This is a genomic window from Ruegeria sp. YKSD179, from assembly GCF_059612885.1.
In genome coordinates this window covers 202,668-217,112 of the sequence record NZ_JBXWRL010000003.1, presented here as the reverse complement: position 1 = coordinate 217,112, position 14,445 = coordinate 202,668, and the positions used below count along the sequence as shown (strand labels likewise).

The window sequence follows — 14,445 nt, the reverse complement described above, 5'->3', positions numbered from 1 at the left end:
AGTCTGGCTAACAGGCTTCGACGACTCAGCCTTACTTGTTGGGCCCCGTCAGTTACCACCGCGTACCGATGGAATTTAATTCTCGGCCCGATGCAAGGTCAGGATATCCAACGAGACAACTTCTAGCGCACGTTGATGCGTGGCCTCCAAGTTTACTTTGGGCGCACAGCCTTCGTCATGGGCCTGCAGAAAGCGGCCAGCGCACAGACACCAATTATCACCAGGTTTCAGGCCGGGAAAATCAAACTCTGGCCTCGGTGTGCTCAAGTCATTGCCGACGTATTTTGAAAAGGCCAAAAACTCGGCCGTCATCACTGCGCAGACTGTGTGGCTTCCCTGATCCTCGGGGCAAGTGTTGCAGGCACCGTCGCGAAAGAAACCGGTTAATGGATCGCGTGAACATGGAGCCAGAACATTGCCCAAAACATTAATGCTATCCTGTTTCTGCATAAGGGTATCTTACAGTGTTTGCGCAATCTTGCGGAACATTTCTATGTTCTGGTCGTTGATACCCGGATCGCGGAACTTGCGATCCGCCCCTGTCGTGACGATCAGCACTCCGCGAGGTTGGTCGAAATAGATGTACTGACCGTAGATACCCCGCGCTAAAAATTCACCTTCATGGGCGTTTTTGGGGATCCACCACTGATATCCATATCCTATTTTCCCGGGCTCAGTCGGTGCGCTGGGCCAAGTTGACTCGGCAATCCAATTTTCCGGAACCAGTTGTTTCCCATTCCAAAATCCGTTTTGCAGGATCATCTGGCCAAAGCGGGCAAAATCGCGCGTGGTAAAGTTGAGGCCACCCAGAACAAAGGCAACGCCCGCTCCGTCTGTAATGTAGTACCCGTCATATTCCAGGCCTAGTGGCTCGATTATTCGTTCCGTAAGCAACTCCGTCACGCTGCGTCCGGATGCCCCTCGAACGACCATGCCGATCACGTGTGTATCAATTGACACGTACTGCCAGGTCTCTCCCGGTGCGATAAAACTGTCCTGCAAAGATGCTGCAAAGTCGTCCAACTCTTGGCCCAACGCCACCACGCGTCCCATCCGGTTGATGTCTGAGTTATAGTCCAAATAATCTTCGTCGAATGTGACGCCGCTGGCCATGTTCAGGACATTGCGGATCGTGGCGCCATCGTAGGCCGTTCCCTTAAGTTTGGGCGAATACTTAACGACCAAATCATCCAGAGAGTCGATCGAGCCTTCGGCCAAGAGGATACCGAGCAAAGCGGATAAATAACTTTTGGCGACCGACCAAGATATCCGGCGGTCATCCGGGCCGGTTTCAAGGTAATATTCTTCAAAACGGATCTGCCCGTTCTGCATCACGACTAAAGAGGTAACCGCACGATCCTCGACCCAATAATCAGTTCCTTCTGGTAATTCGAAACTGGGTCCGTAAGGCAGCTCATGCGTCGGGCCGGTCCCTCTTGGTAGGTTCACAGTAAGAAATGCTTCGTTCATGTGCGAAAAATTATGAACAATTTTCTCTTCGGAAAACAGAGAGTTCACGGCCAAAAGTCGTTGGATTTCTTCGCGTTTCCAAAGGCCTACAATCAGTGCGGCCAAGGCCAGCGTCAACACGATACGCAACAACCATCTAAGCGCAATTCTCATGTGTTTCCTTTCTGTCGCTCAAAATAGGAACAAGATTTGATGTGTTTCGTATTCCGGAATCGATCAATTCTGTTCATTTACCGGAATTTATCCAATAATTTTTGCATGGGTGAACGATCGTCGGTCGCAGGTTCAGGGCTTTTGGCAGGGGCCCTTTCGGAAGCGGCGGGCTCCGTTTTTTTGGATGAACGTGGCGGAGCGGAGCGCAGGGCAACTGCATTCATGAATTTGCCACCTTCATCCTTGGCTAAATAAGCAGCCCCATCTGAGACGCCACGCAACACCTCCTCCAACCATTCGCTATCCGCTTTGGCGAAATCGCTAAGGACGTAGGGTGAGACTAGTTCTTTCCGACCAGGATGGCCGATGCCCAAGCGCACCCGATCATAGGCTGGACTTATATGTTCGTGGATCGATCGCAATCCGTTGTGGCCCGCGTGCCCGCCACCTGCCTTCACCCGAACCTTACCCGGTGCGAGGTCCAGTTCGTCGTGAAAAACTGTCACATCGGTCGAGTCAAGTTTGTAAAACCGCATCGTTTCACCCACGGCTTGACCAGAGCGATTCATGAAGGTCTGCGGTTTAATCAGCAGCACTCTCTCATCACTCAAACGTCCTTCGGCAATCTCAGCCTTAAACTTGGATTTCCATGGGCTGAATCCGTGATCCGCAGCGATCCGGTCCACGGCCATAAAGCCGATGTTGTGTCGGTTTCGGGCGTATTTTGATCCGGGGTTTCCCAACCCGACAAACAGTTTCATGGCCTCGTCCTCGTGCTGTGCGACATGCGCAATCGGTTGATGGCACGGATCGGCATCCGTTTTCCAGCCCAAGTGCACCAAAAGAAAACGGGGCCCCGTTGGAGCCCCGTCAAAAAGTCCGAAAAACGTTAGTTCGGTTTATTCTTCAGCTTCTTCCTGGCCAACGACTTCAACTTCGTCCGCGGCCACTTCTTCTTCTTCGCCTTCCTCGTCTTCGCTGGTCGACAAGCCTGTTGGCGCCGACACGTTCGCGATCACAAAATCACGGTCGATTGTGGGTTTTGTACCACCGGGCAGGTCGACTGAGGAAATGGTCGCAACATCGTTGATCTCCATGCCGGTCAGATCAACTGTAATCTTCTCGGGAATTTCACCTGCGGTGCACAACAGTTCAACTTCCGGGCGGACAACGGTCAAAACGCCACCCTTCTTGATGCCGGGAGCCGCGTCCTCATTGATGAATTCAACGGGAATGAACAACGCGATTTTGGTTGTCCGGCGCAGACGCATCAGATCCAAATGGGTAGGAAGGTCTTTGACCACGTCGCGCTGCACGTCGCGGCAGATGACACGTACGTCTTCGTGGCCTTCCACCTTCAGGTTCCACAGTGTCGACTTGAACCGGCCAGCTTTCAGACGCTTGAGCAGTTCATTGAACGGAATTTGGATCGGCAGCGGATCTTTGTCGCCACCAAAAACAATGCCCGGAACCATGCCGTCGCGGCGTGCCTGACGAGCGGCGCCCTTGCCTGTCCCCGTCCGTTCCAGAGCTTCGAGATCAGGAATCTCACCAGCCATGATAAATCTCCAATGTTAGGGCGGGCATCCTCCAAGGCTGTATACCCGCGTGAAGCCGCGTCCATAGACCGAATCTGTCGAATTGAAAAGCACCTTTTTGGGTCTTCAATCGTTTCTGCTATTTGTTGATTGAATTGGGCGCAAACTATTCCCGCTTGGGCAATTCGTCGTCCACGTCTACTACACGGTTAGCATAGTGAAAGTGGCTGATAGAACTGAGTTCCTCTGGAAGAACTCCGCTGTTGCGCTTGGCGATCAGGTGCTGGGACACCACTTTCCAACCTAGACCATTTGTATTGTACAGAACTTCACCGCAATCCCGGCAAAAGATCTTTTTCATAGACAGGGTTGGATGTTGGAATTCCGAGATTGAATCTTCGCCTTTATCGACTGAGATCTGCTCGGGGTTCCATGCTGTGACGGAGTGGTAAGGGGTGTTGAGAAGTATCCGACAGGCGTTGCAATGACAGTGTCCTCGCACCCTTGGTTCACCCGACAAAGTCAATTGTGTCTTACCGCAGTCGCAACCGATGGAATATTTGGATGGCATTCTACTCTCCCGCGCTGAACTGCAGTTCTGGTACCTTGATCAATCCTCTTGTGACATGATCAGCCCTGCCAGCGGCCTCCAAAATCTTCGGGAACCAGCAGATTGTGCGGTCCTAAGTTTTTAACATTCCGCTCACCGCACAGGGCCATTGTTGTGTCCAGCTCTTTATGAATGACCTCTAACGCGGTTGACACGCCCTGCTGACCCATCGCACCTAACCCATAGATAAAGGCCCGACCAATAAAGGTGCCCGTGGCGCCCAGCGCCAATGCTTTCAACACGTCCTGACCCGAGCGGATACCGCTATCCAAATGCACCTCTATTTCTCCGCCGACTGCTTCCATTATTTCGGGCAACACCCGGATCGAGCTAAGTGCGCCATCCAACTGACGCCCTCCGTGGTTGGAAACCACGATAGCATCGGCCCCTAACTTTGCGGCCATTCTGGCATCGTCGGCATCCAGAATTCCTTTGAGTATTACCTTGCCACCCCATTGCTCCATCAACTTTTCAACTTTGTTCCAGTCGAGACTGGGGTCGAATTGCTCGGCTGTCCAAGTTCCCAGCGAAGACGTGTCGGTGATGGTGTCGACGTGACCAACGATATTGCCGAACTCGCGCCTTTTGGCTCCTAACATTTCGATGCCCCAGGCCCATTTCGTCATGAGATTGGCAATTGTCCTGGGCGTTAGCTTTGGCGGCGCGGACAAACCGTTCTTTATGTCTTTGTGACGCTGCCCAAGAATCTGCAAGTCCAACGTTATGACCAGCGCCGAGCATTTGGCATCCTTCGCGCGTTGGATCAGGCGGCTGACATAATCTTCGTCCTTCATCGTATATAGTTGGAACCAAAAAGGTTTGGTGGTCGCTTCGGCTACGTCTTCGATCGAGTTAATCGACATTGTAGACAACGTAAAAGGTATGCCGAACGCCTCGGCAGCTTTGGCCGCCTTGATTTCCCCGTCGGCGTGTTGCATCCCGGTCAATCCTACGGGGGCCAGTGCCACAGGCATTGAAACATCTTCTCCAATCATCTGGGATGCGGTCGAGCGTCCTGACATATCCACTGCAACCCGTTGACGAAGGCGGATTTTCTCGAAATCCGACGTATTTTCGCGAAATGTCTGCTCGGTCCAGCTGCCGCTTTCTGTATAGTCGAAAAACATACGCGGCACGCGGCGTTCATAAATCCGCTTAAGGTCTTCAATATTTGTAATGGTAGGCATGGCGCAGCCCTTCGCATGATTGGTTAGGATTTCTTACCAATTTTCCGAACCTGGGGCAACGATACAAAATGCGGTCCGTTGCCACGTTCGATATGAAAACGCCGCAACGGACGTTTGTCTATTGCGGCGTTCAAGGCTGTTAATTGGTATTTTAAAGGATCAGGTGGAATGAGCCCCGTCCGCAAGTGTTTTCACAAAGTCTAAGACATCGTGCACTGGTTTGCCTGCGCCTATCTGGCTGACTATCGCCGATCCCACAACTGCGCCATCAGCAACCGATGCAATGGCCCGAGATTTTTCAGGGGTATTAATGCCAAAACCAACAATAACCGGTAGGTCGGTGGCGGATTTGATACGAGATACTTCCGGGCCAACGTCAGTGGCCTGAGCCTCTGCAGCGCCTGTAATTCCAGTGATCGAAACATAGTAAACAAAGCCTGACGTGTTCTGAAGAACTCTCGGCAATCTGGCGTCGTCCGTAGTTGGCGTCGCAAGGCGGATAAAATTCAGGCCAGCTGTTTGCGCAGGCAAACACAGTTCCTCGTCTTCTTCTGGTGGAAGGTCGACAACGATCAGCCCGTCGATCCCAGCCGCCTTGGCATCAATTAGAAATTTATCGACGCCCCTGTTGTAGATCGGGTTGTAGTATCCCATCAAAACAATCGGAGTGGTATCGTCGGTTTCACGAAACGCCCCCGCCAGGTCCAACGTACGTTGCAGGGTCATGCCACCATCCAAAGCCCGCTGCCCAGCGGCCTGAATAGTAGGGCCGTCTGCCATTGGATCGGTAAAGGGTAGTCCCAATTCGATTACATCAACACCCGCACCGGGTAGACCTTTTATCACCTCGAGTGAGGTGTCATAGTCCGGGTCTCCGGCCATGACATAGGCGACGAAAGCCTTTTTCCCCTGATCTTTCAGAGCTGCAAATTTAGCGTCGATACGGGTCATTTTCGGTCCTTGTGTAAAGGTTTCGATCTGATGTGCAAAAACTTTGCCTGAAAATCAATCCCGGTTATGTCGCCAACACTAGAACGCGCATAAGCATAAAAGCAGTTACGAGTAAAATCTTTACTAAGATTGTTGGACGCTAACGAGGGATTTGAACCTTCAATCGTCGCGGGCAGGAATTCCGACGGGATTGCCTAGTCCTTCATTTAGTTTACTAGCAACGCAGCAAATAAACACATCGTAGAATTAAAGGATTGCGAGGTCGTTCTCTGATAACTCGTGCGACCATTAACTTGCGCATTCCCCTCGACCTGCATAGAAGCTTCGCTCGAATGGCATCAGGAGACCGTCATGGGTTTTAAAATGGGAATAGTAGGCTTGCCTAATGTCGGCAAATCGACCCTGTTCAATGCGCTGACAAAAACCGCTGCTGCGCAAGCGGCGAATTTCCCGTTCTGTACTATCGAACCCAATGTCGGTGATGTGGCGGTGCCAGATGACAGGCTGGACAAACTGGCGGCGATTGCCAGCTCGAAGCAGATTATTCCCACCCGAATGACATTCGTCGACATTGCGGGGCTGGTTAAAGGTGCATCCAAAGGTGAGGGGTTGGGAAACCAGTTTCTTGCCAACATTCGAGAAACAGACGCCATTGCACACGTTCTACGATGTTTCGAAGACGGGGATGTGACCCACGTGGATGGACGCGTGGACCCCGTGGCCGATGCCGATACGATCGAAACAGAATTGATGCTGGCTGATCTTGAAAGTATTGAGAAACGTCGGGCCAATCTGGTGCGTAAGCTTAAAGGCAACGACAAAGAAGCTAAGCAACAAGATCGCCTTCTTGCTGCTGCGCAAGAGATATTGGAAAGCGGTAAACAGGCTCGATTAGTCGAAGTGTCTGAGGAGGATGCCAAAGCTTGGAAAACACTACAGCTTTTGACGACAAAACCGGTTCTATACGTTTGTAACGTATCCGAGGAAGAAGCTGCCGAAGGCAACGAATACTCGGCTCGCGTGGCCGAAATGGCCGCGGCACAGGGCAACGCCCACGTCATCATCAGCGCCAAGATCGAAGAAGAAATCAGTCTTCTGGAACCTGACGAAGCTCAGATGTTCCTAGAGGAAATGGGGCTTGAGGAGCCAGGCCTCGACCGATTGATCCGCGCTGGATATGATCTGCTGAAACTGGAAACCTATTTCACTGTGGGTCCCAAGGAGGCCCGGGCCTGGACAATCCGAACCGGTACCGCTGCACCGCAGGCGGCAGGAGTTATCCACGGCGACTTTGAAAAGGGTTTTATTCGCGCTGAAACCATTTCTTATAGCGATTACATTGCGGCAAATGGCGAGCAAGGCGCCAAGGAAGCGGGCAAGATGCGGGCCGAAGGCAAAGGATACATCGTCAAAGATGGCGATGTGATGCACTTTCTGTTCAATACGTGACGACTTTGGGTCTTTTCCTGCGGGATGAGCGAGTTATCCTGTCGCATCTGCAGCACCGAGGCTTAAAGTGATCGAAATCCGTGACCTTCAGTTGCTCAGCGCCTTGGCGCGGCATCGCCATTTTGCCAAAGCCGCCGAAGAATGCGGGATTTCTCAACCTGCGTTTTCCATGCGTATTCGTAACCTAGAAGACCGGCTTGGCGTTTCGATTGTAAGGCGCGCAAACCGGTTTCAGGGTCTGACCGAAGAAGGTGAGATGATCGTGCAGCGCGCGCGGCGCATCCTTGACGACACCAAGGCATTGGAACAACAGGTTTTGGCGACAAGGGGGGAAATCACCGGAACCCTGATTTTGGGTGTGATTCCCACTGCGATAGCCTTTACCGGTCGCCTTACAAAGCGTCTCAGGCAGGCGCATCCACGAATTATCACACGTATCGAAACGATGTCGGCCACCGCTATTCAGCATCGCCTGGACGAGGGTAGCCTGGACGCAGGGGTAACTTACGGTGACAGTATCGGTACCGATCTTCGCCGGGTCGAACCCCTGTATGAAGAGACGTATGTACTGTTGGTCCCAGAACATATGACTGACGAAACCGGACCTATATCTTGGGCGCGTGTGTCGGAGTTCCCCATAAGTCTGCTCGAACCTCAAATGCAAAATCGTCGTATTCTGGACCGTATTTTTACTGAGCAGGGGTTGCATCCGGATATTGTCGCCGAGACTAGCGGCTTCACTGCGTCTATGGTCATGGCACGCGAAGGTTTGGCCGCCACAGTTGTTCCTCGGATTTTGGTACGTGCGCTGGGCGAGCTCGAGGGTACCCGTGTGCTGCCACTTGTAGATCCCGTTGTTAGTAAGCCGATTTGTCTGGCGACCCTGACGCGGGATCCAGAGCTTCCGACTGTCGAGGCATTGCGGGCGGTCGTGACGTCTTTTCGGTGATAACCTGTCGTTATCGTGCGATTGCAATTAGCGATTTGACGATATGTTATTCTGATGAGACACGACACCTCAATCGGAGGGTACCATGGCACCATTAGACACCAAGCCATCAGGCGCACCAAAGGGCGTCTGGAAGTCAGGTAAAGGCAAAGGGCGGCATACGCCCAAAGGCCGCCAATTCACAGATGAGGCCCAGGCCGATATTGCTGGCTTGCTGGGCGATCGCCCGCGTCGGCGCGACTTGCTGATCGAGTTTCTGCATCTAATTCAAGATAAACACGGTCACATTAGTGCCGACCACATCGCAGCTTTGGCAGTTGAGATGCGGATTGGTCAGGCCGAGATATATGAGACGGCCACCTTTTACGCCCACTTCGACGTAATCAGAGAGGATGAAACACCTCCACCAGCCCTCACGATTCGAGTTTGTGATTCCTTATCCTGTGAATTGGCTGGAGCACAACAGTTGCAGCAAGCATTGGAAGACGGGCTGGATCCGGCTCAGGTTCGTGTGGTGCGTGCGCCCTGCATGGGTCGTTGTGACACCGCCCCGGTACTGGAAATAGGTCACAATCACATCGATCACGCGACCCCTGAAAAAGTTCTGGCGGCGATCGCAGCCGATGATACTCATGCTCATCTTCCCGAATACGAAACTTACGCCTCATATGCCGATAATGGCGGCTACACCAAGCTAGAAGAGCTGCGCGAGGGTGGTGACTGGGAGAAAGTTCAAGAAGACATCCTTTCCTCGGGGCTGCGCGGATTGGGCGGTGCAGGCTTCCCGTCGGGTAAAAAGTGGGGCTTTGTTCGAATGAACGAAGGCCCGCGCTATCTGGCCGTGAATGGTGATGAGGGCGAACCCGGTACGTTTAAGGACCGCTACTATTTGGAGCGTACACCGCACGTCTTCCTCGAAGGCATGTTGATCGCTGCTTGGGCGGTGGAAGCCGAGACCTGCTTTATTTATATGCGCGACGAATATCCGGCGGTGCTCGAAATCCTACGCCGGGAAATTGCTGCACTGGAAGAGGCCGGGGTCGTAGCCAAGGGTTACATTGACCTTCGCCGAGGCGCAGGTGCCTATATCTGCGGTGAAGAATCCGCAATGATCGAATCAATCGAGGGAAAGCGCGGAATGCCTCGACACCGCCCTCCGTTTGTTGCTCAGGTCGGAGTCTTTAACCGCCCGACCTTGGTGCACAATGTCGAGACACTCTATTGGGTGTCAAAGATCTGCCGCGAGGGGCCGCAGATTCTAAACTCAGTTGAAAAGAATGGTCGTAAGGGCCTGCGCAGCTATTCGGTTTCAGGCCGCGTGGCAAAACCGGGCGTGTACCTGTTGCCCGCAGGATCGACCATTCTTGATGTGATTGATGCCGCCGGCGGCATGGCCGAGGGTCATGTTTTCAAGGCGTATCAACCGGGCGGGCCGTCGTCAGGTCTTCTCCCCTCAAGCATAGACGACGTCCCGCTTGACTTTGACACCCTGCAGCCACTCGGTACCTTTATCGGGTCCGCTGCTGTTGTAGTTCTTTCTAATCAAGATGCCGCCCGCGATGCAGCTTTGAACATGCTTCGCTTTTTCGAGGATGAAAGCTGTGGCCAGTGCACTCCGTGCCGCGCGGGATGTGAAAAGGCTGTGAAACTGATGCAGGCAGAAACTTGGGACACTGATCTGCTTGAGGACCTTTGTCAGGTCATGGGCGATGCGTCAATCTGCGGTCTGGGGCAGGCGGCGCCGAACCCGATCCGTTTGGTCATAAAACATTTCGCTGACGAAATCTGAGGGAGACTGAGATGCTTGACGCAAGCCCAACCAAAACTGTCACCTTCAACCTGAATGGAGACGACGTCACTGTGCCCGAGGGCACGACAATCTGGGAAGCGGCCAACGGTCGCGGCCTTGTCATTCCACATCTGTGCCACAAACCACAACCGGGCTATCGCCCAGACGGAAATTGCCGCGCCTGCATGGTGGAAGTGGAGGGAGAGCGCACACTGGTCGCCTCATGTGTTCGTCCTGCGGCAGAAGGTATGGTGGTCAAAACCGACACTGATCGCGCCGAAAAATCCCGTGCGATGGTGATGGAACTTTTGGTCTCTGACCAGCCAGAGGTCACCCACGACAAATCCAGCCACTTTTGGGACATGGCCGAATTGACGGATGTCAGCGAAAGCCGGTTCCCGGCGAAAGAACCAGAGATAATCCCGCTGTTGGATGACAGTCATGTGGCAATGCGCGTAAATCTTGACGCCTGCATCAACTGTAACCTTTGTGTTCGTGCGTGCCGGGAAGTGCAAGTGAACGATGTGATCGGCATGGCTGGCCGCGGTCATACTTCGCAGGTGGTGTTCGACCAGAATGACCCAATGGGCGACTCGACCTGCGTGGCGTGCGGTGAATGTGTGCAAGCCTGTCCGACTGGCGCGCTGATGCCTGCAACTGTGCTGGATGAGAAACAAGAGGGCGATAGCAAAGACTATGACAGTGAAACAGAAAGCGTCTGCCCGTTTTGCGGCGTGGGATGCAAGGTCTCATTGAAGGTCAAAGACGGCAAGGTAAAATATGTTGAGGGCATTAATGGGCCTGCTAACGAAGGCCGCCTGTGCGTCAAAGGTCGCTTTGGTTTTGATTATATCCATCACCCACATCGTCTGACCAAGCCACTAATCCGGCGCGAAGACGCGCCGGCCAAGGGGCTAAACGTTGATCCGGGTGATCTGTCGACCCATTTCCGCGAAGCGACCTGGGAAGAAGCGATGGATTTGGCTGCTAGCAAGCTGATGGCCCTGCGTGACGAAGATCCGCGCAGCGTTGCGGGCTTTGGCTCCGCCAAATGCACCAACGAAGAAGCCTATTTGTTTCAAAAGTTGATCCGCCAGGGTTTCGGCCACAACAACGTGGACCATTGTACCCGCTTGTGTCACGCCTCTTCGGTCGCGGCATTAATTGAAAACGTGGGTTCGGGCGCAGTAACAGCGACCTTTAACGAAATCGAAAACGCAGATGTGGCGATAATCATCGGGGCCAATCCCATCGAGAACCACCCGGTCGCCGCCACCTATTTCAAACAGTTTGCCAAACGCGGCGGCAAACTGATTGTGATGGACCCACGCGGAGTTGGTATGCGTAAATTCGCGACAGAAATGCTGCAATTCCGTCCGGGTGCAGACGTTTCGATGCTCAACGCTATCATGAACGTGATCGTTGAGGAGGAGTTGTACGACAGCCAATACATCCATCGTTGGACCGAGAACTGGGAGGCAGAAAAAGAACATCTGCGCCAGTTTACGCCAGAGGCCATGTCGCAGATCTGTGGTATCGAACCCGATCAACTGCGCCGTGTTGCCCGCACTTTTGCTCAGGCCAAGGCGGGGCTAATTTTCTGGGGGATGGGAGTCAGCCAGCACATACATGGCACAGACAACTCGCGCTGCCTGATCAGCCTTGCACTTATGACCGGTAATGTGGGCAAGCCTGGCGCTGGGTTGCACCCGCTACGCGGTCAGAACAACGTTCAGGGGGCGTCGGATGCGGGGCTTATCCCGATGTTTCTGCCAGATTACAAAACCGTAACAGACGACAATATCCGGGCTCAGTTTACCAAAGTCTGGGGCTCCGATGACTTCTCGAACGAAAAGGGTTTGACTGTCACGGAAATCATCGACCAGATTTACGCGCGGAATATCAAAGGCATGTATATTCTGGGTGAAAATCCGGCAATGTCCGATCCGGATGTGAATCATGCCCGCGAAGCGTTGGCCAAGCTGGACTTGATGATTGTGCAGGACATCTTCCTGACCGAAACGGCGAACTATGCCGATATCATTCTACCTGCCTCGGCGCTTTATGAGAAAAACGGCACCGTTTCGAACACAAACCGCCAGGTGCAGCGGGTGCGCCCCGCTGTCACTCCTCCGGGTGAGGCGCGCGAGGATTGGAAGATCACAGTCGAACTGGCCCAACGGATTGGGTTGAAGTGGGATTACTCAGACGTGTCTCAGGTCTTTGCCGAGATGAAGCTGACGATGGGGTCACTCGACAACATAACTTGGGAACGTTTGGAGACCGAGACGATTACGTACCCGTCACTGAGTGAAACCGATCCGGGGCAGTCAATTGTTTTCGGCGATGGTTTCCCGCGCGCTGACGGCAGGGCGAAATTCACCCCAGCCAGTGTTATCCCACCCGATGAAGCACCGGATGACGAATATCCGATGATCGCAACCACCGGTCGTCAATTGGAGCATTGGCATACTGGGTCGATGACCCGTCGCGCCAAGGTTTTGGACGCTGTAGAGCCCGAAGCCAACTGCTCAATGAACCCGCGTACGCTCAAGCTGATGGAGATCGAGCCCGGTGAAATGATCCGCCTTACCACACGTCGCGGTTCCATCGAAATCATGGTGCGAGCAGACCGAGCGATTGCCGAAAATATGGTGTTTATCCCGTTTGCATATGTAGAAGCGGCAGCGAACATCCTGACAAATTCGGCAACCGATCCATATGCGAAAATACCCGAGTTCAAGTTCTCTGCGATCCGGGTAGAGAAAGCCGGGGAAGCTATCGCAGCTGAGTGACGCGAATCCACTTTCGAATCAATCTGAAGGCGATTCAATTTGAATCGCCTTTTTTCGATTCTTTCCCAAGAATAATTCAAATTTTTCGAAAAATGAGGAGAGACTGAAGATGACTTAATACCATGAAAATAAACGATAAAAATACAAATTTCGTATGCTGTGGGTACGAAAAAAATTCTTTCAATAGGCAGAGGAAATTAAATTGAATTACGGTCGAAAAGTGTGACTTTTGGACAGCAATTTCGAATTTAAATACACGCAAAAGTAGTTAAAGAATCTACTTAAGAAAATCATCATGAATTCACAATTTGGATTACATTGATTCAAAAAATAGCCTTAATTATAAGTGTCAATGAGAACTTTCAAAAACACATTCAATTAAACTATCGGTCGTAGAATTGAAAAACGAAGCGCTTGAAACACGTTGCCAGCGCCTATTCTTCGTGACGTCCAAATTTTCAATTACAAACGATTGAGGCGGTTGCCTTGTAGGTAAAACAAAATTGGTCGAAGAGAGCGTGAGCCGAATTAGTGGCTCACTCATTCACACACTTACGGACTAAAGACATGAAAAATGTTCTCCTCGCAACAACAGCACTGATTGCGACAGCAAGCGTTGCGGCAGCAGAAGTTAAACTCAGCGGTTATGCCCGCTTTGGTATCGGTTACGCGGAAGACCGCTCGACTACCAATGATAATATTGACGATACCATTCTGGTTTCGCGGTTTCGCCTGAACATTGACGCCAACGCCGAAACCGACGCTGGTGTAAAATTCTCGGCGCGCGTTCGACTGGAGGCTAATGAAAACCAAACAAACGGTGAGGCCGAAAAGGCTAAGCTTAGCGGCGCGCGTTTCTCGGTAATCTACGGTGGTCTGCGTGTTGACGCTGGCAACGTATCAGGCGCAATTGACAACCTGGCAGATTATGCCGGTAACGAACCTGGTCTTGAAGCATTCATTTCGCAGAATGCAGGCGTTGATTATGAGATCCTCGCTTTTGACTCGACTGAAGCAGGCTCAAACGCTGCATTCTTTCAGTACGCAGTAGGAGATTTGGCCTTTGGTGCGTCTTACGACACCGATCCGGACAACGGTGCAGACCGCTGGGATGTCAGCGCGACCTACACCTTCAACAACGTCACCGCTGCTCTGGCCTATGGTGAAACCGAGGCAGGGGACACAGCTGGTGCTGAGGACGAAAGCTTGGCAGTTCTGACTTTGGGAGCCGAATTTGGCGACCTGTCAGGCACTCTGTTCCTGGCTGACGATGATGTTGCAGATGACGACCGGGATGGCACCGCTTACGGTTTCTCGCTGGCTTACAACATCGGCGCTGCAACCACTATCACCGCAGCGTACGGTGACGGCTCGGCTGACGATGACGAACAGCAGTACGGTGTTGGCTTCATCTATGATCTGGGAAGCGGCGCCTCGCTGCGGGGCGGTGTCGCGCATTCAGAGCGTGGTGATGAAGACGGCCGAATCCTTGCTGACTTTGGTGCACGTTTCAACTTCTAAGTTGGTCTGAGCGCTAACGATAGGGCCGGTCAC

At 52.7% G+C, this 14,445-nt stretch carries 12 protein-coding genes; 5 read left to right on the top strand and 7 right to left on the bottom strand.

The features are described 5' to 3' along the window. Positions 1-75 precede the first annotated feature (75 nt). The 7 genes from AC2FNE_RS02860 to trpA all read right to left on the bottom strand — a co-directional run bounded on the left by AC2FNE_RS02860 (position 76) and on the right by trpA (position 5,909). Positions 76-450: a DUF2237 family protein gene (locus tag AC2FNE_RS02860; RefSeq protein ID WP_170604606.1), complete on the bottom strand. Its 375-nt coding sequence runs from the start codon at positions 448-450 to the stop codon at positions 76-78. 9 nt (positions 451-459) lie between these two features. After that, positions 460-1,623 (bottom strand): serine hydrolase domain-containing protein, encoded by a 1,164-nt coding sequence (locus AC2FNE_RS02855; protein WP_496804736.1) that lies wholly within the window; start codon positions 1,621-1,623, stop codon positions 460-462. 77 nt (positions 1,624-1,700) lie between these two features. Continuing rightward, positions 1,701-2,384 (bottom strand): aminoacyl-tRNA hydrolase, encoded by a 684-nt coding sequence (gene pth, locus AC2FNE_RS02850; RefSeq protein ID WP_496804735.1) that lies wholly within the window; start codon positions 2,382-2,384, stop codon positions 1,701-1,703. 138 nt (positions 2,385-2,522) lie between these two features. Next, on the bottom strand, positions 2,523-3,182 hold the full coding sequence (locus AC2FNE_RS02845; protein WP_170473820.1) for a 50S ribosomal protein L25/general stress protein Ctc: 660 nt from the start codon (positions 3,180-3,182) through the stop codon (positions 2,523-2,525). A 145-nt stretch (positions 3,183-3,327) separates the two neighbouring features. After that, positions 3,328-3,732 carry a GFA family protein gene (locus tag AC2FNE_RS02840; RefSeq protein WP_496804734.1) on the bottom strand — a complete coding sequence of 135 codons (405 nt, stop codon included), beginning with the start codon at positions 3,730-3,732 and terminating at the stop codon, positions 3,328-3,330. A gap of 59 nt (positions 3,733-3,791) precedes the next feature. Further along, positions 3,792-4,958, bottom strand: coding sequence for an alpha-hydroxy acid oxidase (locus AC2FNE_RS02835; protein WP_170473814.1), 1,167 nt, complete (start codon positions 4,956-4,958; stop codon positions 3,792-3,794). Between the two features lie 159 nt (positions 4,959-5,117). Continuing rightward, complete coding sequence (gene trpA / locus AC2FNE_RS02830) at positions 5,118-5,909, bottom strand: tryptophan synthase subunit alpha (RefSeq protein ID WP_170604615.1); 792 nt, start codon at positions 5,907-5,909, stop codon at positions 5,118-5,120. 351 nt (positions 5,910-6,260) lie between these two features. On the opposite strand from trpA, the gene ychF reads away from it, so the two are divergent. The 5 genes from ychF (at position 6,261) to AC2FNE_RS02805 (ending at position 14,412) form a co-directional block, all read left to right on the top strand. Next, a complete protein-coding gene (gene ychF / locus AC2FNE_RS02825; RefSeq protein ID WP_496804733.1) occupies positions 6,261-7,358 on the top strand; it encodes a redox-regulated ATPase YchF in 1,098 nt (365 codons plus the stop codon). A 67-nt stretch (positions 7,359-7,425) separates the two neighbouring features. After that, the gene (locus AC2FNE_RS02820; RefSeq protein ID WP_170610405.1) at positions 7,426-8,307 is read left to right on the top strand and encodes a LysR family transcriptional regulator; all 882 of its coding nucleotides are present in this window, start codon (positions 7,426-7,428) and stop codon (positions 8,305-8,307) included. 85 nt (positions 8,308-8,392) lie between these two features. Then, positions 8,393-10,096 carry an NAD(P)H-dependent oxidoreductase subunit E gene (locus AC2FNE_RS02815; protein ID WP_496804732.1) on the top strand — a complete coding sequence of 568 codons (1,704 nt, stop codon included), beginning with the start codon at positions 8,393-8,395 and terminating at the stop codon, positions 10,094-10,096. An 11-nt stretch (positions 10,097-10,107) separates the two neighbouring features. Beyond that, a complete protein-coding gene (gene fdhF / locus AC2FNE_RS02810) occupies positions 10,108-12,891 on the top strand; it encodes a formate dehydrogenase subunit alpha (RefSeq protein WP_496804731.1) in 2,784 nt (927 codons plus the stop codon). Between the two features lie 567 nt (positions 12,892-13,458). Further along, the gene (locus AC2FNE_RS02805; RefSeq protein ID WP_170604625.1) at positions 13,459-14,412 is read left to right on the top strand and encodes a porin; all 954 of its coding nucleotides are present in this window, start codon (positions 13,459-13,461) and stop codon (positions 14,410-14,412) included. The last annotated feature ends 33 nt before the right edge of the window (positions 14,413-14,445 follow it).

What these genes read in the sequence shown, in the direction of transcription:
- AC2FNE_RS02815 (WP_496804732.1), top strand. Translation starts at nt 8,393, where the DNA reads ATGGCACCATTAGACACCAAGCCATCAGGCGCACCAAAGGGCGTCTGG.
- fdhF (WP_496804731.1), top strand. Translation starts at nt 10,108, where the DNA reads ATGCTTGACGCAAGCCCAACCAAAACTGTCACCTTCAACCTGAATGGA.
- AC2FNE_RS02845 (WP_170473820.1), bottom strand. Translation starts at nt 3,182, where the DNA reads ATGGCTGGTGAGATTCCTGATCTCGAAGCTCTGGAACGGACGGGGACA.
- AC2FNE_RS02855 (WP_496804736.1), bottom strand. Translation starts at nt 1,623, where the DNA reads ATGAGAATTGCGCTTAGATGGTTGTTGCGTATCGTGTTGACGCTGGCC.
- trpA (WP_170604615.1), bottom strand. Translation starts at nt 5,909, where the DNA reads ATGACCCGTATCGACGCTAAATTTGCAGCTCTGAAAGATCAGGGGAAA.
- AC2FNE_RS02840 (WP_496804734.1), bottom strand. Translation starts at nt 3,732, where the DNA reads ATGCCATCCAAATATTCCATCGGTTGCGACTGCGGTAAGACACAATTG.
- ychF (WP_496804733.1), top strand. Translation starts at nt 6,261, where the DNA reads ATGGGTTTTAAAATGGGAATAGTAGGCTTGCCTAATGTCGGCAAATCG.
- pth (WP_496804735.1), bottom strand. Translation starts at nt 2,384, where the DNA reads ATGAAACTGTTTGTCGGGTTGGGAAACCCCGGATCAAAATACGCCCGA.
- AC2FNE_RS02805 (WP_170604625.1), top strand. Translation starts at nt 13,459, where the DNA reads ATGAAAAATGTTCTCCTCGCAACAACAGCACTGATTGCGACAGCAAGC.
- AC2FNE_RS02860 (WP_170604606.1), bottom strand. Translation starts at nt 450, where the DNA reads ATGCAGAAACAGGATAGCATTAATGTTTTGGGCAATGTTCTGGCTCCA.
- AC2FNE_RS02835 (WP_170473814.1), bottom strand. Translation starts at nt 4,958, where the DNA reads ATGCCTACCATTACAAATATTGAAGACCTTAAGCGGATTTATGAACGC.